At 48.7% G+C, this 25,959-nt stretch carries 21 protein-coding genes; 11 read left to right on the top strand and 10 right to left on the bottom strand.

Annotated features, from left to right (window positions below):
• Positions 1 to 149 precede the first annotated feature (149 nt).
• From LEUMU_RS0122195 to LEUMU_RS0122205, 3 genes are all read left to right on the top strand, one after another.
• A complete protein-coding gene (locus tag LEUMU_RS0122195; protein ID WP_022954499.1) occupies positions 150 to 1,586 on the top strand; it encodes a circularly permuted type 2 ATP-grasp protein in 1,437 nt (478 codons plus the stop codon).
• Between the two features lie 82 nt (positions 1,587 to 1,668).
• Positions 1,669 to 2,664 carry an alpha-E domain-containing protein gene (locus LEUMU_RS27330; protein ID WP_022954500.1) on the top strand — a complete coding sequence of 332 codons (996 nt, stop codon included), beginning with the start codon at positions 1,669 to 1,671 and terminating at the stop codon, positions 2,662 to 2,664.
• On the top strand, positions 2,665 to 6,036 hold the full coding sequence (locus LEUMU_RS0122205; protein WP_022954501.1) for a transglutaminase family protein: 3,372 nt from the start codon (positions 2,665 to 2,667) through the stop codon (positions 6,034 to 6,036). It abuts the gene before it with no gap.
• 90 nt (positions 6,037 to 6,126) lie between these two features.
• Here LEUMU_RS0122205 and cobB read toward each other — a convergent pair whose 3' ends face one another.
• Positions 6,127 to 6,840, bottom strand: a complete 714-nt coding sequence (gene cobB, locus LEUMU_RS0122210; protein WP_022954502.1) for a Sir2 family NAD+-dependent deacetylase — start codon at positions 6,838 to 6,840, stop codon at positions 6,127 to 6,129.
• Between the two features lie 149 nt (positions 6,841 to 6,989).
• On the opposite strand from cobB, the gene LEUMU_RS0122215 reads away from it, so the two are divergent.
• Positions 6,990 to 8,354 carry a UPF0149 family protein gene (locus LEUMU_RS0122215; protein ID WP_022954503.1) on the top strand — a complete coding sequence of 455 codons (1,365 nt, stop codon included), beginning with the start codon at positions 6,990 to 6,992 and terminating at the stop codon, positions 8,352 to 8,354.
• Between the two features lie 12 nt (positions 8,355 to 8,366).
• Here the strand turns inward: LEUMU_RS0122215 and LEUMU_RS0122220 are convergent, their stop codons facing one another.
• Both LEUMU_RS0122220 and LEUMU_RS0122225 read right to left on the bottom strand, forming a co-directional pair.
• The gene (locus LEUMU_RS0122220) at positions 8,367 to 10,304 is read right to left on the bottom strand and encodes a RelA/SpoT family protein (RefSeq protein WP_022954504.1); all 1,938 of its coding nucleotides are present in this window, start codon (positions 10,302 to 10,304) and stop codon (positions 8,367 to 8,369) included.
• Between the two features lie 40 nt (positions 10,305 to 10,344).
• Entirely contained in the window at positions 10,345 to 11,187 is an 843-nt protein-coding gene (locus tag LEUMU_RS0122225; protein WP_022954505.1) for a phytanoyl-CoA dioxygenase family protein, read from the bottom strand.
• A gap of 95 nt (positions 11,188 to 11,282) precedes the next feature.
• Here LEUMU_RS0122225 and LEUMU_RS0122230 point away from each other — a divergent pair, with 95 nt between their 5' ends.
• The 3 genes from LEUMU_RS0122230 to LEUMU_RS0122240 all read left to right on the top strand — a co-directional run bounded on the left by LEUMU_RS0122230 (position 11,283) and on the right by LEUMU_RS0122240 (position 14,495).
• Positions 11,283 to 12,086, top strand: coding sequence for an RnfABCDGE type electron transport complex subunit D (locus LEUMU_RS0122230; protein WP_022954506.1), 804 nt, complete (start codon positions 11,283 to 11,285; stop codon positions 12,084 to 12,086).
• On the top strand, positions 12,083 to 13,372 hold the full coding sequence (locus tag LEUMU_RS27335; protein ID WP_022954507.1) for a DUF2330 domain-containing protein: 1,290 nt from the start codon (positions 12,083 to 12,085) through the stop codon (positions 13,370 to 13,372). The genes LEUMU_RS0122230 and LEUMU_RS27335 overlap by 4 nt, the downstream gene beginning before the upstream one ends.
• A gap of 175 nt (positions 13,373 to 13,547) precedes the next feature.
• Positions 13,548 to 14,495 carry a 2-hydroxyacid dehydrogenase gene (locus LEUMU_RS0122240; RefSeq protein ID WP_022954508.1) on the top strand — a complete coding sequence of 316 codons (948 nt, stop codon included), beginning with the start codon at positions 13,548 to 13,550 and terminating at the stop codon, positions 14,493 to 14,495.
• Between the two features lie 412 nt (positions 14,496 to 14,907).
• On the opposite strand, the gene LEUMU_RS0122250 is transcribed toward LEUMU_RS0122240, so the two are convergent.
• The 6 genes from LEUMU_RS0122250 to LEUMU_RS0122275 form a co-directional block, all read right to left on the bottom strand.
• Positions 14,908 to 15,264: an HVO_A0114 family putative DNA-binding protein gene (locus LEUMU_RS0122250; protein ID WP_022954510.1), complete on the bottom strand. Its 357-nt coding sequence runs from the start codon at positions 15,262 to 15,264 to the stop codon at positions 14,908 to 14,910.
• Positions 15,261 to 15,626, bottom strand: a complete 366-nt coding sequence (locus LEUMU_RS0122255; protein WP_022954511.1) for a toxin-antitoxin system TumE family protein — start codon at positions 15,624 to 15,626, stop codon at positions 15,261 to 15,263. The genes LEUMU_RS0122250 and LEUMU_RS0122255 overlap by 4 nt, the downstream gene beginning before the upstream one ends.
• Before the next feature lie 205 nt (positions 15,627 to 15,831).
• Positions 15,832 to 16,779, bottom strand: coding sequence for a dimethyl sulfoxide reductase anchor subunit family protein (locus tag LEUMU_RS0122260; RefSeq protein WP_022954512.1), 948 nt, complete (start codon positions 16,777 to 16,779; stop codon positions 15,832 to 15,834).
• 11 nt (positions 16,780 to 16,790) lie between these two features.
• On the bottom strand, positions 16,791 to 17,486 hold the full coding sequence (locus LEUMU_RS0122265) for a 4Fe-4S dicluster domain-containing protein (protein ID WP_022954513.1): 696 nt from the start codon (positions 17,484 to 17,486) through the stop codon (positions 16,791 to 16,793).
• Entirely contained in the window at positions 17,483 to 20,461 is a 2,979-nt protein-coding gene (locus tag LEUMU_RS27340; RefSeq protein ID WP_022954514.1) for a molybdopterin oxidoreductase family protein, read from the bottom strand. Before LEUMU_RS27340 ends, LEUMU_RS0122265 begins: the two co-directional genes overlap by 4 nt.
• A 191-nt stretch (positions 20,462 to 20,652) precedes the next feature.
• Entirely contained in the window at positions 20,653 to 21,453 is an 801-nt protein-coding gene (locus LEUMU_RS0122275; RefSeq protein WP_022954515.1) for an autoinducer binding domain-containing protein, read from the bottom strand.
• Between the two features lie 136 nt (positions 21,454 to 21,589).
• On the opposite strand from LEUMU_RS0122275, the gene LEUMU_RS28390 reads away from it, so the two are divergent.
• Positions 21,590 to 21,949: a transposase gene (locus LEUMU_RS28390; protein ID WP_022954516.1), complete on the top strand. Its 360-nt coding sequence runs from the start codon at positions 21,590 to 21,592 to the stop codon at positions 21,947 to 21,949.
• Positions 21,950 to 22,067: 118 nt separating this feature from the next.
• Here LEUMU_RS28390 and argS read toward each other — a convergent pair whose 3' ends face one another.
• The gene (argS, locus tag LEUMU_RS0122285) at positions 22,068 to 23,801 is read right to left on the bottom strand and encodes an arginine--tRNA ligase (protein ID WP_022954517.1); all 1,734 of its coding nucleotides are present in this window, start codon (positions 23,799 to 23,801) and stop codon (positions 22,068 to 22,070) included.
• 180 nt (positions 23,802 to 23,981) lie between these two features.
• On the opposite strand from argS, the gene LEUMU_RS29360 reads away from it, so the two are divergent.
• From LEUMU_RS29360 to gatA, 3 genes are all read left to right on the top strand, one after another.
• Positions 23,982 to 24,104 (top strand): hypothetical protein, encoded by a 123-nt coding sequence (locus tag LEUMU_RS29360; protein WP_281169942.1) that lies wholly within the window; start codon positions 23,982 to 23,984, stop codon positions 24,102 to 24,104.
• A gap of 101 nt (positions 24,105 to 24,205) precedes the next feature.
• A complete protein-coding gene (gatC, locus tag LEUMU_RS0122295; protein WP_022954519.1) occupies positions 24,206 to 24,493 on the top strand; it encodes an Asp-tRNA(Asn)/Glu-tRNA(Gln) amidotransferase subunit GatC in 288 nt (95 codons plus the stop codon).
• Positions 24,494 to 24,501: 8 nt separating this feature from the next.
• Positions 24,502 to 25,959, top strand: a complete 1,458-nt coding sequence (gene gatA / locus LEUMU_RS0122300) for an Asp-tRNA(Asn)/Glu-tRNA(Gln) amidotransferase subunit GatA (RefSeq protein ID WP_022954520.1) — start codon at positions 24,502 to 24,504, stop codon at positions 25,957 to 25,959.

The following is a 25,959-nucleotide window of genomic DNA, read 5'->3' on the forward strand; positions in this document are numbered from 1 at the left end:
TAGAGAGTTTATCGCAATAGTTTGATCTAATAAGCCAAGCTTAGACAAGTGGCATAAAGCTTGCTACTTTCTCTTAGCAGCCTACAAAACACCGATGGCGCAATTCATGGCCTCGCAGCCCAAAACAATATGAATAAGGAAATCGTTCTATGAAGTGGAATACGTACGACCCAACTCCTTTTTATGATGAGGTGCTCGAAAATAGCGAAGATCCTCGTCCAGTGGCTGACCAATTATTTACGTATTTAAAATCATTGGATAATCCAGAGCTTCAAGCGCGCAAAGCCGCGTCCAAGTTATGCATTGAAGAGATGGGAGTGTCGTTTACCATCTATTCAGAAGGAAACAATATTGATAGAGATTGGCCGTTTGACGTAATTCCTCGTCCGATACCTGCTGACGAATGGAAACTGGTCGGAGAAGGTTTGAAACAGCGAATGAGGGCGCTGAATCTTTTTATAAATGACGTTTATAATGAACAGAAGATTCTGGAAGTTGGCATTGTGCCACGTCACTTAATCGACGGTTCCACGAATTTTCTGAAAGCTTGTAAAGGTATTACGCCTCCGCATGGGGTGTGGGCTAATATCTCAGGCACCGATTTGGTGCGTGATGGTGAAGGTGTGTTCCGGGTGCTTGAAGATAACCTTCGAGTGCCGTCCGGCGTTTCTTATATGATTGAGAACCGTCAGGTCACAAAACGCATCTTCCCGGAGGTCTTTAATGAACAAAGCATTTTGCCTGTTTCAGACTACCCAACTCACCTGTATGAAATGCTGGCTTCGTTGTCGCCTCGTGAAATGGAGTTTCCCGTCATCGTCGTGCTAACACCGGGTATTTATAACTCCGCGTACTTTGAGCACTCTTTCTTGGCACAGGAAATGGGTGCAGAGTTGGTGGAAGGTGCCGATCTGTTTGTGGATACAGACGACTGTGTTTATATGCACACAGTGGATGGCAAACAGCGTGTGGATGTGGTCTACCGCCGTGTGGATGATACATTCCTTGATCCTGAAGTCTTTAATGAGCATTCCATGTTGGGTGTGCCGGGCATTATGCGTGCCTGGAAAAAAGGGAATGTCGCGATTGCGAATGCACCAGGTAGTGGCGTGGCGGATGACAAAGCCGTCTATGCTTATGTACCTGCCATGATTAAGTACTACCTTGGCGAAGAGGCCCTGCTGCCAAACGTTAAAACCTACCTTTGCCACATTGAAGAAGATTGCAAATATACCCTCGAAAATCTCAATAAGCTGGTTGTTAAGCCGGTGAATGAGTCTGGCGGGTATGGCTTGCTGATCGGACCTCGTGCCAGTGAAGAGGAGCTTGAGAAGTTTAGGAAACTGATTAAAGCCAATCCTCGTAACTATGTGTCGCAGCCGACGCTGGACCTATCCACTGCGCCGGTCATTACGGATGAGGGATTATCACCTCGCCATTTAGACTTGCGACCCTTCATTTTGCAAGGCAAGGATTGCTGGGTAACGCAGGGTGGTTTGACGCGAGTTGCAATGATCGAAGGTTCCTTAGTCGTTAACTCATCACAAGGCGGCGGCAGTAAAGACACCTGGATTGTCGAGACCTAAAGGCATTGCCTGAGTCAGTGACATTTTGTGGGGAGTCAAACAGTACTCCCGATCTCACACTTAAAGAATAAGGAAGACTGCAATGTTATCCAGAAATGCAGAACGCGTATATTGGCTGGGGAGATACATAGAGCGAACCGAGGATACAGCTCGGTTGCTTAATGCATTTTCGCACGTAATGATGGATTTACCTGCGTCCAGCAAGTTAGATTGGAATGTGTTACTCCAGATTCTGTCTGTTGAGGAACAATTCAAAAAGAAACATGGCGATGATGCCAGCGAAGAGAACGTGATTAGCTTTTTGGTCACAGACTCCGAAAACCCCGGCTCCATTCGCTCAGCGATTCGCGCAGCTAGGGAGAATGCCCGTACCGTGCGCGATAGATTGCCACTGGAAGGCTGGGAAATACTGAATGACCTGAACCTGTTTGTTAAAAAACGGGAAAAAAACCTGGCTCAAAACCCGGTCAAACTGCGTAATCGTTTTCAGTTTTTGAAGGACGTAGTCGCCAAAAGCCAGCAATTTAATGGCATGGTTCAGAGCACGCTGAGCCGTAATCAGGCGTATGACTTTATCTCCTTTGGCCGCTTTATTGAGCGTGCCGATATGACGACCCGTATGCTGGATGTGGTTGCTGATATTTTGCTGCGTCGTCCCGAAGATGTGAGCGCGTTTGACTCGCACATTTGGATGGAGTTTATGAAGGCGCAAAATGCGGTGATGATGTATCGCGCAGAGAATGGCCCTCGTATTTCGGCCAAGTCGGTATTACACTTCTTACTGGGGCAGGAAGATTTTCCTCGCTCGATTAAATCGTGTTTACAAGAAATGACCCGTCTATCTCAGCAGCTGCCTCGTAATGAGGCTTTCATTGCTGAAACACAAAAGCTGATGCTGACCTTAGAAGATTATCAAAAGCACGCTGAAATAGTGCCGGCTGAATTGCGCGTGATGTTTGACGACACTCAAAAAGGCTTGAATCAGCTGCACAGTGTTATTGCCGACACATGGTTTCTAGGGGCTGCGGCAGCGCCTGAATCCGAAACACAAACTCAAACCCAAACAGAGAGTTCATAGATGACTATTCAAGTCGCACTTAATCACAAGACGAGCTATGAATATGATCGGCCGGTGACCCTTTCGCCGCATGTGATCCGCCTGCGTCCGGCGTCGCATTCCCGTACACCGATCAAAGCATACTCGCTGAAAATAGAGCCTGCAGACCATTATATCAACTGGATGCAGGACCCTTACGGTAACTACGAAGCACGGATAGTATTCCCTGAGAAGACTAACCATTTCTCGTTTGAAGTGGATTTGCTTGCCGATATGACAGTAATCAATCCCTTCGAATTCTTCGTAGAGTCCTATGCTGAAAACTATCCGTTCACCTATGAGAAAACCCTCAAGGCTGAACTTGCGCCATACCTGAAGAAAGGTCGATTGGGCAAAAAGCTAAAAGAGTGGCTTTCGACGGTGGATGTGTCAGAAGTTCGCGTTCAGGATTTCCTCGTGGTATTGAACCAACGTCTGCAAAAAGACATTGGCTACAATATCCGTATGGAGCCAGGCGTTCAGAGCTGCGAAGAAACACTCACTAAAGCGACTGGCTCATGCCGTGATACGGCTTGGTTGTTTGTAAATATTTTACGTCAACTTGGTTTGGCTGCGCGTTTCGTGTCTGGCTACTTAGTACAGCTGACGTCAGATGAAAAATCATTGGATGGCCCATCCGGCCCTGAAGAAGATTTCACTGACTTACACGCTTGGTGTGAAGTGTTTATTCCGGGCGCGGGTTGGATTGGTTTGGATGCAACCTCTGGTCTATTCGCCAGTGAAGGCCATATTCCATTAGCCTGTACGCCTGACCCTTCAGGTGCTGCGCCAGTGACTGGCGGCATGGAAAAATGCGAAGTTATCGACTTTGAATTTAGCAATACCGTGCAGCGCTTCTTTGAAGATCCACGGGTTACCAAGCCGTATACCGAAAGCCAATGGGATGCGATTAACGCACTCGGCGAGCAAGTTGACCAAGAGCTGATTGCCGGCGATGTCCGCCTGACCATGGGTGGCGAACCGACATTCGTATCGATTGACGATATGGAAGATGAGCAGTGGAATACTGGCGCGTTGGGTGACGATAAGCGTCGCTTAGCCGGTGAACTGTTCCTGCGAATGAACAAGCGCTTTGCCAAAGGCAGCTTGCTGCATTACGGACAAGGTAAATGGTATCCGGGTGAAGAAATCCCACGTTGGGCGCTGAGCTGTTTCTGGCGTAATGATGGTGTGGATATCTGGAAAAATCCTGATCTGATCGCCCAAGACAATACCGACTACAAGCACGATGAAAAGACGGCTGAAGCCTTCGGTAATATGCTGATTAAGCATCTGGGATTGGATGAGAAATATCTGGTTCCTGCCTTTGAAGACAAGATGTACTTCTTGTGGAAAGAGGGTACCTTACCGGCAAATCTGAATTCTCAAAAAGCTGACCTGAAAGATCCGCTGGAGCGTCAGGCGATTGCTCGGGTATTGGCGCGTGGACTGGATACGCCATCCGGATACGCTCTGCCACTCAGCTGGGATTACAATCAACAGACTTGGCACAGTGGACCGTGGGAGTTCCGTAACGAAACGTTATTCCTGATCCCTGGTGACTCACCAATGGGCTTACGTTTGCCATTGGGCTCATTGCCTTGGCAGGCTGAAGAAGAGCGTGAAATTCAGGTTGAACGCGATGGCATGGAAGAGCTTGATGCACTGGGCGATTACGCCAGTGAAGTCGATGAGCGCTACAATGCTGCTACCGGCGCAAAAGCTAAGTCTAAAGGTAAAGCGAAAGCCAAGAAAACCAAGACTGAAAAGGTTTGGGTTGACGTTCCTCACACGGCTTTATCAATTGAAGCCCGCAATGGTTGTCTGACGGTATTTATGCCGCCTTTGACGTACCTTGAGCACTATCTGGATTTGATCGCAGCAGTAGAAGCGACCGCAGCTAAGCTTGAAACACCAGTACGTGTTGAGGGTTACCCGCCACCACGCGACTACCGTGTGACTTCATTTGCCGTAACGCCAGATCCGGGTGTTATCGAAGTAAATATCCATCCGGCCAGCAGCTGGAAAGAGTTAGTCACCAACACTGAGATTCTCTATGAAGAAGCGCGTCTGACGCGTTTGGGTACTGAGAAGTTCATGCACGATGGTCGTCACACCGGAACCGGTGGTGGTAACCATGTAACTTTAGGTGCCGCGCAGCCAACGGATAGCCCGTTCTTACGCCGCCCTGATGTACTGCAAAGTTTGATTACATACTGGCAGCATCACCCGGCCTTGTCTTACCTGTTCTCTGGTCTATTTATTGGACCAACCAGTCAGGCACCACGAGTGGATGAAGGTCGTGATGAAAAGCTTTATGAGCTGGATATTGCTTTCTCTCAAATGCCACAAGGTGGAACCAGCCAGCCTTGGTTAGTTGATCGTTTATTGCGTCATCTGCTGACTGATTTGACCGGTAACACGCATCGTTCAGAGTTCTGTATCGATAAGATGTACTCGCCGGATTCTGCGTCGGGTCGCCAAGGTATTCTTGAGTTCCGTGGTTTTGAAATGCCACCACATGCCCGCATGAGTTTGATGCAGGGTCTGTTGATTCGTTCATTGGTGGCTAAGTTCTGGCGCGAGCCTTATAACAAGCCATTGGTACGTTGGGGCACTGAGCTGCATGACCGCTTTATGCTGCGTCACTATATCGAGTCAGATATGCGTGATGTGGTTCGTGATCTGAATGATTCTGGTTACGACTTCCGCTTTGAGTGGTTAGCGCCATTCCTGGAGTTCCGTTTCCCACGCTTCGGTACGGTACAGCTAGATGACATCAGCATTCATGTGCATGGCGCGATTGAGCCTTGGCATGTATTGGGTGAAGAGTCTGGTAGTCAGGGTACGGCTCGTTACGTGGATTCCTCATTGGAGCGCGTACAGGTCATGATTCAGGGCGTCACCGATTCACGCTATATTTTGGTGTGTAATGGTCAGCGCGTACCGCTTAAGAGCACGGGTAAGCATGGTGAATTTGTGGCGGGTATTCGTTACCGCGCATGGAATCCACCCTCCGCATTGCACCCAACCATTGGTGTGCATGCGCCGCTAGTGATCGACTTGGTGGATACCTGGAATGATCGCTCGGTGGGTGGTTGTACTTACCACGTTGCGCATCCTGGCGGCATGAATCCTGAGTCACCACCAATCAATGCGTTGGAAGCTGAATCTCGTCGTATCAGCCGTTTCTGGGAGTTTGGACATTCGCCGGTTTCAGTGGTGAACCCTGGCTTCCAAGATGTGCGCCACGATATCGTGCCTCATCAGAACAGCCAGCGTAACTTCAGCAATCTGCCGTATAAGGATACTAAGGAGTACCCATACACGCTGGATCTAAGAAATATGCTGTAAGCATCGATTGATGTAGTCGCAATAAAAAGCCCGGCCAATTTGGTCGGGCTTTTTTGTATCCATTGAAAGCGCTAAGCCAATAGCTTGTGATTAGCCTTCCAGTAGATTTTTGACAAATTCAGGCACCACTTCACTGGCAGGGCCATGAATCGAAAGGTCAAACATCGGGCTGGAGTCTGTTGGGTCAAGATTCAGCTCCACCGTTCTGGTGCCTTGCTGGCGCGCATACTGCACAAAGCCCGCGGCCGGATACACTTGGCCAGATGTACCAATCGATATAAACAGGGCGCTATCTTCCAGCGTGTTGTAGATCTCATCCATTTGCATTGGCATCTCGCCAAACCAAACGATGTCCGGGCGCAGCTGTCCCGGTTTGCCGCAACACTCACACATGGTTTGCAAATCAGTATCTTCTTGCCACTGATAAACCTGATTCGTTCTCACGCAGCGCACCTTGTTTAACTCGCCATGCATGTGGATTAAATTCAAGCTGCCGGCGCGCTCGTGCAGGTTATCGACATTTTGAGTCACTAATAGCACTTCACCGGGGTAATGACGCTCCAGTTTGGCTAAAGCATGATGCGCCGCATTGGGCTGAACCTCGGGATCACGAAGTTGCGCGCGACGGCCGTTGTAAAAAGTGTGAACAAGTTTTGGGTTAGCCGTAAATCCCTCAGGCGTTGCAACGTCTTCAATGCGGTGTTCATGCCATAAGCCATCACTGGCACGAAAGGTTTGAATGCCTGATTCGGCAGAAATTCCGGCACCGGTTAGAATGACGATCTTGGATTTTTCCTTGCTCATGCGACTCTCTTTGGGAAACTGTTCGTGCGATTATTTTACACGGTTGTCAAATCAAGGGAATCAGATTGCACAGAGCGGTCAATTTATAGGTAGAATAGTCGGCGACACGATATTTTTCGTGATGCCTGATTTTCTGAACTGAGCCCAATATGCTGATTTTCAACTGTACACAAGCCGCGCAAGACTTTTTCACCGTGACCAAGAAAGGTGAGAAGCGGAGTATCGTGACTGCTCCGCCATCCAAAACCATGGAAGACGATGCTCAACACCTGCAGCGTGAAGATGGCGCGACGGTGAGGCCATTTCAGTGGGTGCTGCATTCAGTGACTCTCAGGCGTAAAAATTGCCTGATCGCGATGGAAGTTAACACTCGCTTCTGCGTGGTCATCACGGCGCTGAAAAAGGCAGAGCAGGGTAGTTATGCTGAACGGTTTATGGTGGCGTTAACGGCGCAGGTTTCTGCTTACGGTCAGTCACATGGTATCTGGAATGCAGAAGAAGCCTTGGAATCGGTGAAACAGGCGTTTACTGATATGACAGAGCCGAAGTTTTTCCGTCGTTCCGATCGTAGCGTGCAGGCGCATGTGAATGACGTAGCCAGGTATCTGGAAGCCTTAGTGGCGGAGGATCCTTCGTCATTGGGTGATGACACGTTAAACATGTACTGCAACCAATATGCGAATACCACTTTGCGTAAAAGCCGACGGGCATTCCCTGATCGTGAGTACATTGTGCCGGTTGAGGAAATGTTTGTATATTGGCAGCAGCGTTACCAGCAGGCTAGCCCTGAGCGCGTATTGGAAATCCGACAGCAATTAGCCGCCAGTGAAGAGCGCCAGCATCAGCTATTGCTGGAAATGGATAATGCCAATGAGCCCGGCGAAGATAATGAAGTCGATAGCGGCGATGCGCTGGTCTTCCTCGATACCATGTTGGAAAAGTACGAAACCGATACCTCATTGGAAAATGTCTCCAGCTTGCATGGCTTTTTGACGGCAATAGTCTCCGGACCAAACCTGATTCCGCTAAGCCGTTGGCTGCCGGAAGTGTGGGGTGGTGGTGATCAGCAGCCGTCTTGGGATGATATGGAGGAAGCGCAGCACTTCATCAATATTATTATGCAAATGATGAGCAATATCTCGCGTGAGCTAATCGATAACCCTGAAGCATTCACTGCAATCTTTATGGGTGATGATGACTACACGGATGTGTATGACTGGTGCTTTGGTTATTTAGCCGGTGTCGAGCTGGATGCGGACGCGTGGGAAAGTATGCCGGAGCCGGTGTTGAAGCAGCTCAATTATATTGATATCAATGGCTTTATGTTGGAGCCAGAGACTAAACGTTTGTCATCAAAAAAGATGCGCGAACGCGCTGATAAAGTGATTGATGTCGCGATTCACTTACACGGCTATTGGCTAAAGCAACGCAGCACTACAAAAGGAGCTTCAACGCAAAATGAAGCTTGCCCATGTGGTAGCGGCAAGCCATATAAGAAGTGCTGCTTACACTAAGCAGTTACTGAGTTAATGAATATCTTCAACCGCATTGGCTTTGAAGATATTCGGAATGTACTCAATGCGCTTCAGCAGGTGATTTAGCTCATCGGCTGAGCTCAGCTCAATCACCACATCCATCGACACCGACTGATCATCCGTATCGGTAATCGAATTAATCCCTAAAATATTCACCTGCGTCTGATTCATCAGTGTAGAGATATCCTGCAACAAACCTTGTCGGTCAAAAGCTTCGATATGGATCGTGCTGCGGATTTTGTCGGTTTTCTCTCCCCACTCCAAATCCAACACGGGCAAGTCATGCTTGTTCTTTGCTGCCAGCGGGCAAATCGCGCGATGCACGACAATAGAGGCATCAGGCTGATACACACCCGTAATGCGATCACCTAATTGTGGATGACAACAAGTTGCCGCCATCACCGCATGTGCGCCAACACCGGGTAGATTATCGCTGCTAATCAGCTGCGTATTATCGGTATCTTTATAGTGCGTTTTTAACCAGCTGCGAATACTGGAGCTAGCCCGCGTGGTGGTGGTGTAATTCTTTTGATGGTTAAGCCAACTGAGCTTAGGGTTCGAATGGTGATCAGTTAAGATCTCAACCCGCTCACCAGATTTCAACGGATAGCTCAGCGGCACCCGATGGCCATTAACCTTCGCGCCAATGCAATGATGACCGATTTCGGTATGTACAAAGTAAGCAAAATCCAGCGCAGTGGAGTTTTTAGGGAGATCAATAACCTCGCCCTTAGGCGTCAGCACATAGACCCGCTCACTTAGGAAGTCAGGTTTAAGCTCTTCCAGCAGGGTGTCATCATCGACCGGATTTTCCAGCAAGCTACGCAGCGCTTGAACCGTTTTCTCCATCGCCAGATCTTGACTGCTCCCTTCTTTGTAGCGCCAGTGAGCGGCCACACCACGCTCGGCAAATTCCTGCATGGCCTCGGTGCGCATTTGGATTTCAATGATCTGACTTTCTGGCCCGAGAATCGCTGTATGAATCGACTGATAGCCATTTTCTTTTGGATTGGCAATGTAGTCATCAAACTCTTGCGGCAAGTGCTTCCACAAGCCGTGCACAATCCCCAGTACCTGATAACACTGCGGAATGGTGTCGACCACAACGCGAACAGCTAGCAGGTCGGCCAGCTCATGGCATTCCTGATTTTTACGCTGCATCTTCTTCCAGATGCTGTAGAGGTGTTTGGCGCGCCCGTAAGCCATTGACTGAATGCCATTTTGCGCCAACAGATCCTGCAGCTGCTTTACAAAGCCTTGGATAATGGTCTCGCGTTTGGTGCGATTCACATCCATCGATTTGGCGATAGACATGTAGTGATCAGGCTCCATATAACGGAATGCCAGGTCTTCCATTTCCCACTTTAGCTCACCAATTCCTAAGCGGTTAGCCAGCGGCGTAAACAGGTCCAGCGTTTCCTTGGCAACCGCATATTGCGTTTCGCGCGACTCCTGCGATAACTGGCGCAAACGTTGCAAACGGTAGGCTAGTCGGATGAGTACCGCACGAACATCATTAACGGTCGCTAGTAGCAAGCGTCGCAGCGCCTCGGCTTGTTCCGGAATATAGTCTTCCGTGACATCCACTTCTTTGAAGGTATTTAGCCAGTTAACGTGCTTGGTTAAGTGCGCAATAGGCTCGTTAAACTGCTCTTCAAGATAGATTGGATCGGTGGTTTCACGTAGTCGCGGGTCGGTAAGTAGCGCCGCGACTAAGGTCTGCGCATCCACACCCAACTTTTTCAGGGTGTAAGCGATATCCAGAGATGACGGTCGGCGGTCATTTTCATCGTGCGCCTCAAACACAAGGTGGAGTGCCTTGTTTAGATAGAGCTCTTGCCGCGCACTCTTAAAGCCGTCGGACAAGAAGCGGTATACGTCATTGAAACTTTGATACTCGGGTTGACCGGTAAAATTAGTATGTTTCATGGATATCAACTACGGTTTGGGTAAAAAAATATAAAAGGTATCAGTCTATGATATCAAATCCGCGCAAGGGCAATGTTTTAGTTTGTAGCCAGTTCGATTCAGCATAGTGGCAGCGGCCATCGGTGACATGCAGCGTGTAGGCTTGGCGGGATTTCTCGGAACGGTTTGGCGCACTGTAGTGAGGCAGCTTGCCGTGGAAGCACACTAAGGTGCCGGCTTTAACTTCCAGAGGTACACCACTTTCTGTTGGCCATGGCGTGTCATCTAAAGCGTCCATCGTGGTGATATTGTCATCGCGGTTAAAGCGCTCGCGCAGTGGGCCGAGATGGCCTTTTGGCTCTACCCATAGACAACCATTTTCTAAAGTGGCATCTTCAATAGCAAACCAGAAGGTGATTACGCTGATGGGATCTGAATAGAAAAAAGTCGCATCCTGATGCCAGTTCACCACGCCACCAATGCGTGGCTGTTTGAAAATATACATCGACTGGCGCAGCTCAGGTTGCTCCAAACCAAGGTCTTTTGCTATTTCGCCAAGTAGCGGTAAATGGCTAATGGTCTGGAAGGTCAGATCAAGTTCATGCAGCGCATGGCCGATTTTATTAATGCAGTCTTCGCGCTTTTGAACGAATTCGCCATTCGCATCAAAGGCTTCTTCTTCGTAAAAGCAGCTGATGTTTTCAGCCGAGTTTAAGAAGTAATTGTTATTGCTGCGGTTGTTATCTTTGGTGGTGAAGATTGGGTTGTCTGCGTCTTCTTTCCATTCATTGACGATGCCGGCGGCACGGGTTTTCATTTGAGCTAGATGTTCTGGCGACAGCACATTTTCAATGACGGTATAGCCGTCAGTTTTAAACTGATCGAGTTGTTTGGGGGATAACATAGTGAACATTCCGCTAAGAATTGAGGTCAGTAAGAGTGTGTAGATTGAGTTTAGCACTAAACACCCCCCTTTAATCCAGTTACGGGGCATTGCTTATGAGCCTATCTTTAGGTCGGATTGACCCACGCTACTATCAGCTAACCGTGCAATGTGGGTTGCTATTGTGTGGCTGGCTAACACTGGAGTTTGTCATCCCGTGGCAAAATCTGCTGGCTGTATTGATGAGTGGACTGCTTGTGCAGGGTTTGTTCCTTCGCTATTACGATTTGCCAATGCAGTGGCTAAGCGCGCTAAATACCTGTCTTTCCATTATTTTATTACTGAATGCTGCTGCATGGTGGTGGCTGGCGCTGGCGGCGATGATTGCGATTACCAGTAAATTTCTGCTGCGTATAAAAGGACGACATGTCTTTAACCCCTCCAATATCGGCATTGTGCTGGTGCTGCTTGCGACCGAGCAAACGTGGGTGGCTCACGGTAAGTGGGGGCAGGGCTTGTGGCTAGCGCTGCTGATGGCTGGATTTGGTTTGGTTGCGATGCTGGGGTGGAGACGCATGTTAACGAGTCTGGTGTTTTTATCCACTTATACCGCTTTGCTGGGCGCTCGTGCGATATGGCTGGGTGACCCGCCGGATATCCCGCTGCATCAACTGCAAAATGGAGCCTTGTTGATCTTTTGCTTCTTTATGTTATCGGACCCGATGACGACCCCACAGTCGCCTAAAGCCCGTGTTTTATTTGGGGCCAGCGTCGCGTTGATTGGCTGGTCGCTACAATATTTTTGGTTTATACCCAATGCGTTTTTATATGCACTAGCCTGTTGCTCACCGCTAGTGCCGTTGTTGAATAGGCGTTTCGCCGGTACGCGCTTCCACTGGCTAATCAGGAGAGAATCATGAAATTAGGTTTGCTTAAACTTCCATTGCTATTGGGCTTGTTTAGCCTCTCAACACAGGCCAGCGCCTTCTGTGGTTTTTACGTGGGAAAGGCGGATACCGGCTTGTTTAATGAGTCTTCGCAAGTGGTGTACGTGCGCGATGGCGTGCGCAATGTGGTCACCATGGCGAGTGACTTTAAGGGTGATGCCAAAGACTTTGCCATGGTTATTCCTGTGCCTAGCGTGCTGCGAAAAGAGCAAATCAGCGTAGTGAATCCGGCGGTAATGCAGCATTTGGATGCTTATTCTGCACCACGGCTGGTGGAGTACTTTGACCCAGACCCTTGTGCGCCAGTGGTTCGGCGCATGATGGCTCCGACCGCAATGCCTAGCCCTGCCATGGCTCCGGCAGCTCCAACCCGTCGTGCCGCAGAGTTAGGTGTAAAAATAGAGGCGCGTTACACCGTCGCTGAGTATGACATTTTATTGCTGTCGGCTAAGGAAAGCGGCGGGCTGGTCACTTGGCTAAAGGAGCAGGGCTATAAACTACCCAAAGGCGCAGAGCCGGTCGTCGGCAGTTATCTAAAGCAGGATATGAAGTTCTTTGTGGCGAAGGTGAATCTCAAAGAGTTGGATAAATCCGGCTTTACTCGCTTGCGCCCAATCCGCGTAGCGTATGACTATAAAAAATTCATGCTGCCCATTCGTTTAGGCACGGTGAATGCGCAAGGGAAGCAAGAGCTGTTTGTGTATGCCATGACCCGTAACGGGCGCGTCGAAACCACCAACTACCGCACGGTTAAACTGCCGACCGATGTTGAAGTACCGGCTTATATAAAAGACAACAAAGAGTTTGCCAGTTTTTATCGGGATATGTTTCGCACGGCGGTTAATCGTGAGCGCGGCAAAGCGGTCTTTCTGGAGTATGCCTGGGATATGAACTGGTGTGACCCTTGTGCGGCGGACCCGTTAACGCCGCTTCAGTTACGCGAGTTGGGCGCGTTTTGGGTTGACCCCAAAGGCAATAGCCGTGGTGGCGCGCAGGATGTATATATCACGCGCCTGCATGTCCGTTATGACCGGGCGAATTTTCCGGAAGATCTGATGTTTCAGGTCACCGGAAATAAGGACAACTTTCAAGGGCGTTACGTGATTCGCCATGCCTTTAAAGGTGAAGCCTCATGCCCTGCGGGTAAGAACTATTTCAGCCGGACGTTACCGCAGCGCCAAGAGAAAGAAATGCGCACACTGGCAAACCTCACCGGACGCAATATCAATGATATTCGCAAGCGGGTTGCCGCTAAATAAGTGGCGATGGGGCATCAGGGGATAGCCTGATGCTCTACCTTGCGATCAATATCATCCAGTCTGTTTTTCATCACTTAGCTGCTGTATAAAGAAACCCTGACTAAATGGCCGCCATGCTGCGGTTTTTACGTAAACAGGAGGGCGTTCGGCTCTCTGTAACTAAGGATTTTTAACGATGAAGCCAGCGGTTTTACAACTGACTAAATACCCCGAATGGGATCAGGAAGTATTGGATGCTAACTACGTAGTACATCGCGGGTTCGAGATTGATGACATGGCTGCGTTTTATCAAGCACATGGCGCGTCGATTCGCGGCGTAACTGGCTCGGCGGGTGAGCTGATTGATCGTAAGTTAATAGAGTCGCTGCCTAATCTGGAAGTCATTTCGGTGTATGGCGTGGGCTTCGATAAGGTTGATCTTGAAGCGGCTCGTGAGCATGGCGTGCGGGTGAGTAATACGCCGGACGTGCTAACCGATGACGTGGCTGACCTGGCGCTGGGGATGTTGCTAATGGCATCGCGCCGTATGGGTCAGGCTGAGGCGTGGGTGCGCTCTGGTGATTGGTTAAATAAGGGCAGCTTTCCATTGAGTCAACGTGTGTATGGACGACGTGCCGGTATTCTTGGTTTGGGCCGTATTGGTGAGGCAATTGGCCAGCGTTTGGCAGGCTTTGATATGACTATTTCCTATAGCCGCCGCTCGCCTAAAGACACCGTTCTGGCTGATTGGACGTATGTGGCGGATGCTTTGGAGCTGGCAAAACAATGCGATATTTTGTTTGTAGGACTGGCGGCGAATGATAAAACTCGGCACATGGTCAATAAAGAAGTGATCGAAGCGCTTGGCCCGAATGGCATGCTGATTAATATTAGCCGTGCAGCAAATATTGATGAAGAGGCGCTATTGGATGCGCTGGAAGAGGGTACTTTAGGTGCGGCGGCATTGGATGTGTTTGAAGGCGAGCCAGATCTTAATCCAAGGTTTTTGGCATTGGATAATGTATTGCTACAGCCGCACCATGCCTCGGGTACAGTGGATACGCGCAAGGCAATGGGTAAGCTGATGTTGGATAATTTGCAGGCGTATTTTGATCGGGGTGAATTGTTGACGCCGGTTGTTTGATCGAGGCCGGTTATAGTCGTGTCCGCACTTTTACGCGCATAAAAGTGCGGAATATTACATTTTTATGCGCGTAAAAGTGTAGTAAGCAATAGTCTGAAGTTTATGGAAATAGATAAAAGCTATTAAAAACATACTACTAGAAGGTGGTTAACATGCCACTGAAGACATTCTTATGATCAGCCGCGCTGACTACCTCGCACAGGACGCGCAAAGCAGCCAAAAGCTGGAATTCTCTGAAGGCCAGATATTTGCTATGGCGGGTGGCACTTTCACCGTGTTGGGAAAGATAAGTGGTTGTTGCATGTTTACAGTGATTTAGCGGCAAAGGTAGTGCTAGAAAGTTTGGACGTGAGCTTGCCGTTAGAAGCAATTTATCAGGGGTAGTCTTCTAGTTTCATTGCTCATCAAATTGCTATGTGCCGTATTGTATAGAAAATTGACTAGCCTTTACCACCGGCTCAATTGACCGGCTAACTTTCTTTAGTTCCACTATTCCATACCGCTCCATTGTTTTCAGAGTCCTACTGAGATTGCTGACTTGTCGTCCACTCAATTCTGCTAGGTCTTTAAGCGTCTTGGGTTGTGTCTCTTCAATCATTTTCAGTAAACGAACGTTATTATCACTCAAAACTTCGCTAAGCGACTTCATAGAGCTAAACCAGACCTTAGGGTCATCCTTGTTTAGTTTTGTACGCCCAGCTGCTACATCTAGCATGCGTTTTTGGAATTGCTCACGGGGCATAATGCCGATTTTCAAAATGTTACTCATGATTTGTTTACCTCACTTAGTACTTCATTAACTCGTTGGAAGAAGTCTTGTAATAGTTGTTCTGGACTGCTGAAGGAGTAGGGTGTTCCTTTATCAATAGATGATTGATGTAAATGATCATAAGCAACTATGCGGCCACTAAAACGTCCTCGCTTTTTGGGTTTAACAGCGTGAGCATTATCAAACCCCATGATTCGTTTGTTGTAGTTATTATGAAGCGTTAGGTTATAACGAATGCCATGAGGAATATGTTCACTTGGCTCCACAGTCCATGCTTCAATTTTGTACCAGTAACCATTTTCTTCAGTGTACTCAGTGCCACTGAGTTCTAGTAATAGCCCAAGACCATCGATATTTGCCATAAATAAATACTTATCAGTAGATGATAGGTATCATATGTTAAGTCACTCTCACTTGCAATTCTGAGTATGATTCAGAAAGAAGTAACTCTTTCAGCTATATCTACAGTGATTTGAGTGTAAGAAGTTTCTTGGTCAGTGAAGCGATGAAGGTTGTTCAGTAGATAAGCAACCCCTACCAAGAGTATGTAAGGGTTGCTATCGATACTTAAGTACGCTGCGCCCCATGATAAAGATTCACCACATGATTAGCCTCAGCAAAAAACAACCAACGCTCAGCAGTAATCCCAACCATAGCAACCACAAACGCTAGCAGTGCCCAAAACACCGCCGCACTCGCACCAACCACCATCACCGTAGTCAGTAAAAACGGAATAAAGAAGCCACAAGCAAACACCATAGCTTTCAAGCTATTAATCTTCCCCTGCGCTGTTTTATAACCAAATTCCTCAGTCAAAAACGTGCCAGCGGTATGGCCAACATCCAGCAAACGAACCTTGCCACGTGCAAAGCCAGTTGCGGTATTAATACTTGAAGCGCTCGGTGTACGAATCCAGAAGTAGTAGATCCCTTTAGCGATCGTTGCGATAAAGATCAGTCCCAGCGTAATGCCGCCCATCATGCCGAGTGATTCATGACCATTCAAAGCCAGTAGCAGGTTGAACAACAACGCACCGGTAGCAAATGCCAGCAGGATATAGTTGGTTGGTGTTAGCGGTGTATTCCACTGCTTAATCGTCTTCAGGCAGCCATAAATCATGCCCTGACTAAACAAGGTTGCAAATGCCAGCATCACCCCAAATAAGCCCATCAGTTTACTGAAAAAGCCAATGCTGCCAGTATCGCTCAGGAAAACGCCCAGCAAATAAAACATGGCAAAGGGGAAAAACAATACCGCGAATACTCCTTCACGAGATAACCACGAGGTTCTGAAGCGGAAGAAAGCGCGCCAGGCATTTTTGGGATTCGCCAAATGCTGAGTAGAGGCTAGTAGTCCGGCGATAATCAGGACTAGGGCAAGTACCGTACTGCCCATAATCGTGCCGCGCTCCAATGTTACAAAACCAAATACATGTGCCATCACTAGCAGCATGTATAAACCAAATCCGGCACCTGAGGACACCGTAAACGCAATCACAGAAAAAGCGGGATGCATGAGGGGTCTCCTTAGCGTGCGATGGACTGATTAACCCAGTCTTTCACGGAACTGATTAATGATTTATTCGGTTTCTCAGCAACGGGCTGAGGCTTCATAATGCGCGGTGGCAGGTAGTGATTGGTTGGGCTGTAGCCCAGTTCCGGCATTAACTGATGGCCGCCACGTTCACGAACCAAAGTGCTGACATTTGAATTGGGATCATCAAAGTCACCAAAGTGGCGCGCATGCGCAGGGCAGGTGATCACGCATGAAGGCTGACGATCAATTTCGTTCAGGCTTTCATCGTAAATGCGGTCAACACACAGCGTGCATTTTTTCATCGTGCCGGTATCGCGATCCAATTCACGCGCACCGTAGGGGCAAGCCCATGAGCAGTAGTTACAGCCCATGCACTTGTCCTGATCAATCAATACAATGCCGTCTTCTTTACGCTTGTACGATGCGCCGGTTGGGCAAACATCGACACAGTCCGCTTGCTCACAGTGCATGCACGACATCGGCATATTGACGGTTTTACTGTTGGGGAAATCGCCGACTTCATAATGACGCACGCGGTTAAACCAAACCCCGCTGGGGTCTTCGTCATATGGCGCGTAGTCGGTCAGCGGGCCAGTGGTTCCCGAGGTATTCCACTGTTTGCAAGAGACCGCGCAGGCATGGCAGCCAACGCAGACATCCAGATCAACAACTAATCCTAATTTCATGATTTACTCCCGTCATTGTCGGCAGGCTTGCCCCGTTTGGTGTCGCCGCGCTTATGGTCTGCATCGTCGTGAACACTACCGCGTGACAAAATATCGTCCATCGAGCGGTGTAGCTGAACGGACTGGCCATTGGCGTGTGCGTTGTAGCGGAGAATGTCTGGTGTCTCGCCCATACCTGGTACTTTCTTCATATCAGGGAATTGTGGGTAAGCACCGGTTTCGCCGTTTTCAACCGGATAGATTTTGACGCGTAAGTCATACCAAGCGGCTTGACCAGTAATGGGGTCAGAGTTGGTAACGTTGTCCAGAGCATCACCTTTTTTCGGTAATAGTTCCGAGATCAGGTGATTCATTAGGAAGGCATCTTTGGCTTCATTCGCGCCTTTTTTCAGGCCCCATGCGCCGGATTGCTTAGCGATGGCGTTCCATGTCCACACCGTGTTTTTCACACAGCCTTCCATCAGTTTGACCTGTACGCGGATTTTGCCGTTATGTGACTCAACCCACACCCAATCTTTATCTTCAATGCCCATTTCCTCGCCTTGTTCGCGATTCATGTACAAGAAGTTTTGAGAGATGATCTGGCGTAGCCACGCGTTCTGCGAGTCCCAAGAGTGATACATGAACATTGGGCGCTGGTTGATGGCATGGAATGGGTATTCCTTTTCATCAATTCGCGTTTGCTCCAAAGGCGTGTAGAACTCCGGTAGCGGTTTGAAATATTTGGTCAGGCGATCTTTGTGATGTTGCTCGGTTGGCATCGGTCCATCGTATAAACCTTGTCCGGCTAAGTTAAACTTTTGCAGGGTTTCGGAATATAGCTCCATCACGATTTGATCGGTTGAGCCGACCCAGCCATTTTTCTTAGCCCAGGTCAGGTAGTCTTTATTAGCATGGCGGTAATAGCGGGTTTCAGGCGGGAAGGGAACTTCCATAAATGCGCCATTTTCCGCATAACGCTCCCATTGCTTAGGGTTTGGCTTGCCGCGAAGGTGAATTTCATTGCCATTTTCATCCAAGCGCCAGCCCGCCAGCAGGCCGATACCGGGTTCTTTTTCCCAGTTGATCACGAAGTCTTTGTAGTTTTTGTATTTACGCTTGCCTTCTTTATCGACAAACACTGGAAAGCCAAGTCGACTTCCAACTTCCAGCTGTACTTCCTGCCATGAGAGCACATCACGATCTGGCTCCAAAATCGGCTGACGAATTGCATCACAAGCCGCATGTGGTTCTGAAATCGGGCGATCCAGCATGGAAATCGTATCGTAGCGCTCCAGATAGGTCGTATCCGGAATCACCAAATCCGCGAAGTTTACAATCTCAGAATGATAAGCATCGGAGACTACAATAAACGGAATTTTATGCTCGCCATTTTCATCCCGCTCAGCCAGCATCTGGCGCACTTCTGAGGTGTTCATGGTGGAGTTCCAGGACATATTCGCCATGAACATCATCAAGGTATCGATGGGGTAGGGGTCGCCTTTAACCGCATTGGTAATCACCATGTGCATCAAACCGTGGTTTGAAATCGGCGCATCCCAAGAGAAGGCCTTATCTATGCGCAATGGCTTGCCGTCATCATCAATCACCAGATCTTCCGGACAAGTTGGGAAGCCGAGTGGTGGTGATTTCAGCGGCGTATTCGGGGCCGTTTCTTTGGCAGGTTTCAAGTGCGGCGGAATGTGCTTAGGGAATGGAGGCTTGGCCAAGTGCCCACCCGGACAATCCACCGAACCCAGTAGAATCTGTACAAAATGAATCGCACGACAGGCCTGGAATCCATTGGAGTGAGCAGAAATACCACGCATGGCGTGCATCGACACCGGGCGGCCGATAAATTTATCGTGCTTACGGCCTGCGTAATCGGTCCATTCTTGTTCGATTTCGATGGTTTCTTTGAAGGCAACGTGGGCCATTTCAAGCGCCAAGCGCTCGATAGTATCTGCTGGAATGCCTGTGATTTTAGCGGAGTGCTCGGGAGAGTATTTATCGTCGAGGTAGGTCTCAGCGAAAATTACCATGGAGCTACGAACGGGTTTACCGTTGACTTCGCCTTCGTAGAATAGGGCAGGGTTGATGTCGGGAAGCTTGCCGTTAACTGGTGCTTCTTTTTCCATATCCCAGACTAGCGGATTGCCTTTCTCATCGCGTAGGAATAAACCATCACCTTTTTCGCCCGGTGTGTTCTGCACTAAGTAGGCAGAGTTGGTGTAGCGAATCAGGAACTCCCAATCAAACTGGTCATGCTTCAATAGCACATGAACCATGGATAGGGCGAACTGCATATCGGTGCCGGGTGTAATCCCAACCCACTCATCTGCAATGGCTTGGTAGCCGGTGCGCGTCGGGTTGATCGAAACGAATTTCGCACCACGACGTTTAATCTTTTCCAGACCAATTTTGATCGGATTGGATGCGTGATCATCAGCAACACCCCACATCATGAAATATTTAGTGCGATCCCAGTCTGGATCACCGAATTCCCAGAAGGCGTGGCCCATGGTGTACAAACCACCAGCCGCCATATTCACTGAGCAAAAACCACCGTGGGCTGCCCAGTTGATGGTGCCGAACTGTGTGGCCCACATGCCGGTGAAGGCTTGCATTTGGTCACGGCCAGTGAAGTAGGCGAGTTTTTTGGGGTCAGTTTCGCGGATATTCTTTAAGCGCGCAGTGAGGATATCCAGCGCTTTTTCCATGCTGATGGCTTCGTATTCGCCATCGCCGCGTTTGCTGCCGGGTTTACGTAACAGTGGTGTGGAAAGCTTGGCAGGCGAGTATTGCTTCATAATCCCCGCGTTGCCTTTGGCACATAGCACGCCCTTATTGATAGGGTGTTCGCGAGTGCCTTCGATGTAGCGAATTTTTCGATCTTCGACGGTGACTTTGATGCCACACCGACAGGCGCACATGTAACAAGTGGAGTATTTCACCTCTTGTTTATCACGGTCCTCAAACTTGGGTAATGAGCTCATTCCTACCTCGACTGCAAAATGCCAAAAGAATTCTTATCAGAACATCATGCGCCTGATGACGGATTTGAGCTAATGGAAGTATCTAATAGTGGCATAAGCTTATCTTATAAGCTTAGCTTATAGGTGTGGCTAATTATAATTTATTTGTTGCGGTGCGGAATGGATTGGGAAAGTGCGTAAAACGTGGTCAGTTATGACAGCTGATCTAAGAAACGCATCAATCCACCATAATGAATCAATGAGTCTTTGCTCATTAGCGGCTTGCCATTGGCATCGCTACCACCAATTTTGACCCGCAAGTCACGTACGACATTCTCCACATAGCGCGGACTTCTGAATATTTGCTCGGCGATGACGGGTGTAGTTAAACCCAGCAGCAGGCCTTTGAATACGGCGCGCTGAGTAGGGTTGAGCTTGGGCAGTGACGGCTCCAAGAATTTACCGAAGAAATAGGCCTGATTCATAACGTGATTATGAAAGATTTTGCTGCAAGCGATCATTAGCTGCTCATTTTCCTGAAGCAACTGATCAAAGGGTTTGCGCGTGTCCGAACTGATAAAACTAGTGGCCGCAATGCCTTGAGAGCCTGTGAGGGTTGGAATTGTCAAGCCATTAGTCATTTTGAAATCATCGCGGGCAACACTAAATACCTCCATTGCCCCTTTGCTTATCTGCTTGGTCTCGGCGTCTTTCCACCAGTCAATGTGCGACATACGGCCATCGTTAATGCTGTTGATCATATGATCGTTCTTATAAAAGCCAGCCTCCATGTATTGCATCATGTAACGGTTATCGTAACTCTCGGAGGTGGAAAATACGGGTTGTGAGGCACTAGTACCGGATAACACAATCGATGGGATATGAGAGTATAAAACGCTATCGAAACCGACACTGGTTAGCAGTTGGTCAAAGGCTGAGAATGCCGCATCGTAGTTTTCGGCCTCGCAAAGTTCAAAGGCAAAATTTCCCAATTCTTTTGTTTTATCTCTCATTATACCATCCATTTATTATCAGCCATTTATAGCTGGCTAATACTCAATAGTCAAAGAAAGTGGGGATTCCTATCCTAAATAAAAAACAGCCTGGCTCTATCATAAAGGGTTCGATATTGTCTGGAAGGAGAGGGCTATGACACTCGATCACAATCATCAACTCTATAAGCTTTCAAAAACAGTTGATTGGCACTATTTGGAATCTGAACTCAGTGAGCTATTTGCTGGAAGAACGGAGTCCCGTTATCGCTTTATGGCGGGCGCGCTGTATCTTAAAACAATGTATGGATGGAGTTCTGAGCAGGTTGTTGAGAAATGGCTGGATTGTCCTTACTGCCGTTTCTTGTGTGGTGGGGAGCAGGCGCTTGCATTGACTGAGTTCCCGTACGCGCCTTGTTTGTTGGATATTTGGACAAGGGAGTTGTCGGGACGCGGCTACGATATTTTAACCAGTGCGTTGTTGAGGTCGGTTGCTGGTAATGCGGTGCTTCATTAAACCGCTGGAGGTTTTTGCATAGAAGAACTTAAGAGGCACGATCGGGGCCAAGAAATAAGCTTAGATCGAAATTCAATAAGCCGCTACCAACCCATCGTTGGTAGCGGCTTATTTGTTTCTACATACGCTCAGGCGCATCAATTCCCAATAACCCCAATCCGGTCTTCAGCGTATTCGCTGTCAACTGCGCCAACTGCAAGCGGCTATTCTTCATTTCAGGCGCGACATCATCTTTTAAAATCGGACAGGCTTCATAGAAGGTCATGAAGTTGCCGGCCAATTCAAACAGATAGTTACACAGCGTATTTGGCGTGCCATCTTTCTCAACTGTTTCCAGTGCTTCACTAAAGCGTAGCAATGTCAGCGCCAGTTGGTGTTCGGCGGCATGATCAATCAGTAACTCAGCCTTGGTATCCACTTCGCCTGCTTTGGCAAAAATACTGCGAATTCGCGCATGAGCGTATTGCAGGTAAGGTGCGGTATTACCCTCAAAGCTCAACATCGTTTCCCAGTTGAAGATGTAATCTGAGGTGCGGTTCTTGCTCAGGTCGGCATATTTAACCGAGCCGATACCAATTAGCTTAGCAATGTCACGACGTGATGCTTCATCCAAATCCGGATTTTTCTCGCTAACCAGATCAAATGCGCGTTGCTCAGCTTCTTCCAGTAGATCAACCAGTTTCACCGTACCGCCGGTACGCGTTGCAAATGGCTTGCCGTTTTGGCCCATCATCGTGCCGAAGGCCATGTGCTCTAGTGAGGTAGCTTCTGGTACAAAGCCCGCTTTCTTACCGATGGCAAATACTTGAGCCAGATGCGTACTTTGGCGCGCATCCACAAAATACAGTACGCGATCGGCATGTAAAGTATCGGCACGGTAACGCAGCGCAGCCAAATCAGACGTGGCATAGAGGTAGCCGCCATCTGATTTTTGAATAATGGCTGGTAGCAAGGTGTCATCACGGCCTTTGAACTCTTCAAGGAATACGCACTGTGCGCCGTCATGCTCAGTTAGCAAGCCTGCGGTTTTAAGGTCTTTAACCACTTCTGGCAGGTCATCGTTATAAGCACTTTCAGGCTTCAGATCATCGCGAGTCAGCAATACACCCAAGCGCTCATACACCGCATCGCAATGGCTTAAGGAGATTTCAATGAATTGCTCCCACAGCGCATAACACTCTTTATCGCCGGATTGCAGTCTCACCACATAGTCACGAGCTTTATTCGCAAAGCCATCTTCCTGATCAAAGCGAGTTTTGGCGTCGCGGTAGAAGTTTTCCAGATCGGCCAGCTGCATGGAAAGCGCTTCACCAGAGGTTTGCAGGCTGTTCATATGGGCCAGCAACATGCCGAACTGTGTGCCCCAGTCGCCAACGTGATTCTGTGGAACGATTTTGTGCCCCAGAAACTTCAGGGTACGCGCCATGACATCACCAATAATGGTGGAGCGCAAATGGCCAACGTGCATTTCTTTGGCTAAGTTCGGGCTGGAGTAATCCAATACCACCGTTTGTGAAGGCTGGCTTGGGCTGATATCTAGCGTGTCACTGTGTAACGTGGTTGCTGCTTGTGCGGATAACCATGAATTACTTAAGTGAATATTGATGAAGCCAGGGCCTGCAATCTCTGTTTTTTCGGCAATCCCTTCAAGGTCCAAGTGCTCCATTACCGCAGTCGCGAGCTGGCGTGGGTTCATGCCCAGTTTCTTCGCTGCGCCCATGATGCCATTCGCTTGATAGTCTCCGAACTCAGGGCGACCGGATGGCTTGATAACCGCAGGGGAATCTTTGGCGGCACCAGCGGCTTCCATGGCTTGGCGGACACGTGCTTCAAGAAGCTGACGAATGTTCATTACAGGTATTTCCTTGGTTCATTAGTTGCGGCGGAGTTTACCCGAATTTGCCGTTTCCGTCGGCAAAATATAACGTAACCGTAACAAAAAATAGGCGCCCAAACTGTGCAATTTGCGCCTAAACTACTTACACTGCTAAGCAATCATAGCAATAACAGTTTTATAAATAGGGGGTCTATCATGGTACGCACATCGTTTCTAATCCTTATGACCATCGTATTGGCTGCCTTACTGCTGGCGCAGACCAGTATTGCGGGTGAGCTTTTAACGCTGGCCGACCTGAAGCCAGTAATCTCACGCTAAGCTGAAAAAATCCGGCTGAAGCTTTTAACTGCAATGATTCCTTGTCAGGGTGCATTGTGGTAAATTCCCCTGCTTGCTAATTTTTCCCGGGAGCAGGTTCCATGTCTTTGACGGCCTCTGATGTAAAAAAAATCTCACACTTGGCCCGCCTAGCGATCGACGAAGCGGATATTGAGCAGTATGCCAGTAATTTATCAGGCATTCTGGACTTGGTTGAACAGATGGATGCTGCCGATGTGGCAGACATTGAGCCGATGGCTAATCCACAAGATTCTACTCAGCGCTTACGCGATGATGTCGTGACTGAAATCAATCAGCGCGAAAAATTCCAACAGATTGCCCCAACCACAGAAGCCGGTTTGTATCTGGTTCCTAAAGTTCTCGAGTGAGTGTAATCATGCATAACAAGACTTTGACTGAGCTGGCCGCAGACTTGCGCGCGGGCGCGTACACCAGTGTTGAATTAACTCAGCACTTTTTAGATCGTATCGCTAAATATGATGGCGAACTCAATAGCTTTATTACCGTCACGCCTGAGCAGGCGCTGGCCGAAGCTGCCGCTGCCGATGCACAAATCGCTGCTGGTACGGCTGGCCCGCTAACGGGTATTCCGATGGCGCATAAAGACATCTTTTGCACTGATGGGGTGAAAACATCCTGCGGCTCAAAAATGTTGGATAACTTTGTTGCGCCATACGATGCAACGGTAGTGACTAAGCTTAAGCAAGCCGGTATGCCAATGTTGGGTAAAACCAATATGGATGAGTTTGCGATGGGCTCATCCAATGAAAATAGCTACTACGGTGCGGTTAAAAACCCATGGGATACCGAGCGTGTTCCGGGTGGGTCTTCCGGTGGAAGTGCTGCTGCAGTTGCTGCGCGTTTAGCGCCGATTGCGACCGGTACTGATACCGGTGGTTCGATTCGTCAACCTGCTGCATTTACCGGTTTGACTGGGATTAAGCCAACTTATGGCCGTGTTTCTCGTTTCGGCATGATCGCTTATGCCTCTAGTTTGGATCAGGGTGGTGTGTTGGCGCGTGATGCCAGCGATTGCGCTTTGATGCTAACGGCAATGTCTGGCTTTGATGAGCGGGATTCCACCTCTTCACAGGTGGACGATGAAGATTTTTCTGCAAGTTTAGATAAGCCACTACAAGGTTTACGCATTGGCTTGCCAAAAGAGTATTTTGGTGATGGCTTAGATGCTGCGGTGAATACTTCGATTCAAGCGGCATTGGAACAGTATCGTGCCTTGGGCGCTGAGACCGTTGAAGTGAGTTTGCCAAACTCGCATCTGGCGATTCCATCTTACTATGTGATTGCGCCAGCAGAATGCTCGGCTAACTTGTCGCGTCTGGATGGGGTACGTTACGGTTACCGCTGTGAAAATCCAAAAGACTTGGAAGACATGTATAAGCGCTCACGCGGCGAAGGCTTTGGTTCGGAAGTGAAACGCCGAATTATGGTGGGTACTTATGCGCTGTCGGCAGGTTATTACGACGCTTACTACTTGAAGGCACAGAAAGTGCGCCGCATTATCAAAGAAGACTATGTGAAAGTCTTTAATGATGTGGATGTGATTATGGGCCCGGTTACGACTAATACGGCATTTAAGTTAGGCGAGAAAGTGGATGATCCTGTCAGCATGTATTTGTCTGATATCTACACGATTGCGCTGAACTTGGCAGGATTGCCGGGTATGTCTTTGCCGGTTGAGCCAGTTGAAGGCTTGCCTGTTGGTTTGCAGATTATTGGTAACTATTTTGATGAAGCCAAATTGTTAAACGTGGCGCATCAGTTCCAGCAAGCAACGAGCTGGCATAAGCAATCACCAGAAGGCTTCGGAGGTTAA

The sequence above is a fragment of the Leucothrix mucor DSM 2157 genome, assembly GCF_000419525.1.
GTDB classification, from domain to species: Bacteria; Pseudomonadota; Gammaproteobacteria; order Thiotrichales; family Thiotrichaceae; genus Leucothrix; species Leucothrix mucor.

Bases quoted from the DNA above. Each gene is read 5' to 3' on its own strand.
- gatA (WP_022954520.1), top strand. From the start codon at position 24,502: ATGCATAACAAGACTTTGACTGAGCTGGCCGCAGACTTGCGCGCGGGC.
- argS (WP_022954517.1), bottom strand. From the start codon at position 23,801: ATGAACATTCGTCAGCTTCTTGAAGCACGTGTCCGCCAAGCCATGGAA.
- cobB (WP_022954502.1), bottom strand. From the start codon at position 6,840: ATGAGCAAGGAAAAATCCAAGATCGTCATTCTAACCGGTGCCGGAATT.
- LEUMU_RS27340 (WP_022954514.1), bottom strand. From the start codon at position 20,461: ATGAGCTCATTACCCAAGTTTGAGGACCGTGATAAACAAGAGGTGAAA.
- LEUMU_RS0122225 (WP_022954505.1), bottom strand. From the start codon at position 11,187: ATGTTATCCCCCAAACAACTCGATCAGTTTAAAACTGACGGCTATACC.
- LEUMU_RS0122195 (WP_022954499.1), top strand. From the start codon at position 150: ATGAAGTGGAATACGTACGACCCAACTCCTTTTTATGATGAGGTGCTC.
- LEUMU_RS27335 (WP_022954507.1), top strand. From the start codon at position 12,083: ATGAAATTAGGTTTGCTTAAACTTCCATTGCTATTGGGCTTGTTTAGC.
- LEUMU_RS0122250 (WP_022954510.1), bottom strand. From the start codon at position 15,264: ATGAGTAACATTTTGAAAATCGGCATTATGCCCCGTGAGCAATTCCAA.
- LEUMU_RS0122240 (WP_022954508.1), top strand. From the start codon at position 13,548: ATGAAGCCAGCGGTTTTACAACTGACTAAATACCCCGAATGGGATCAG.
- LEUMU_RS28390 (WP_022954516.1), top strand. From the start codon at position 21,590: ATGACACTCGATCACAATCATCAACTCTATAAGCTTTCAAAAACAGTT.
- LEUMU_RS0122220 (WP_022954504.1), bottom strand. From the start codon at position 10,304: ATGAAACATACTAATTTTACCGGTCAACCCGAGTATCAAAGTTTCAAT.
- LEUMU_RS0122205 (WP_022954501.1), top strand. From the start codon at position 2,665: ATGACTATTCAAGTCGCACTTAATCACAAGACGAGCTATGAATATGAT.
- LEUMU_RS0122230 (WP_022954506.1), top strand. From the start codon at position 11,283: ATGAGCCTATCTTTAGGTCGGATTGACCCACGCTACTATCAGCTAACC.
- LEUMU_RS27330 (WP_022954500.1), top strand. From the start codon at position 1,669: ATGTTATCCAGAAATGCAGAACGCGTATATTGGCTGGGGAGATACATA.
- LEUMU_RS0122265 (WP_022954513.1), bottom strand. From the start codon at position 17,486: ATGAAATTAGGATTAGTTGTTGATCTGGATGTCTGCGTTGGCTGCCAT.
- gatC (WP_022954519.1), top strand. From the start codon at position 24,206: ATGTCTTTGACGGCCTCTGATGTAAAAAAAATCTCACACTTGGCCCGC.
- LEUMU_RS0122255 (WP_022954511.1), bottom strand. From the start codon at position 15,626: ATGGCAAATATCGATGGTCTTGGGCTATTACTAGAACTCAGTGGCACT.
- LEUMU_RS29360 (WP_281169942.1), top strand. From the start codon at position 23,982: ATGGTACGCACATCGTTTCTAATCCTTATGACCATCGTATTGGCTGCC.
- LEUMU_RS0122260 (WP_022954512.1), bottom strand. From the start codon at position 16,779: ATGCATCCCGCTTTTTCTGTGATTGCGTTTACGGTGTCCTCAGGTGCC.
- LEUMU_RS0122215 (WP_022954503.1), top strand. From the start codon at position 6,990: ATGCTGATTTTCAACTGTACACAAGCCGCGCAAGACTTTTTCACCGTG.
- LEUMU_RS0122275 (WP_022954515.1), bottom strand. From the start codon at position 21,453: ATGAGAGATAAAACAAAAGAATTGGGAAATTTTGCCTTTGAACTTTGC.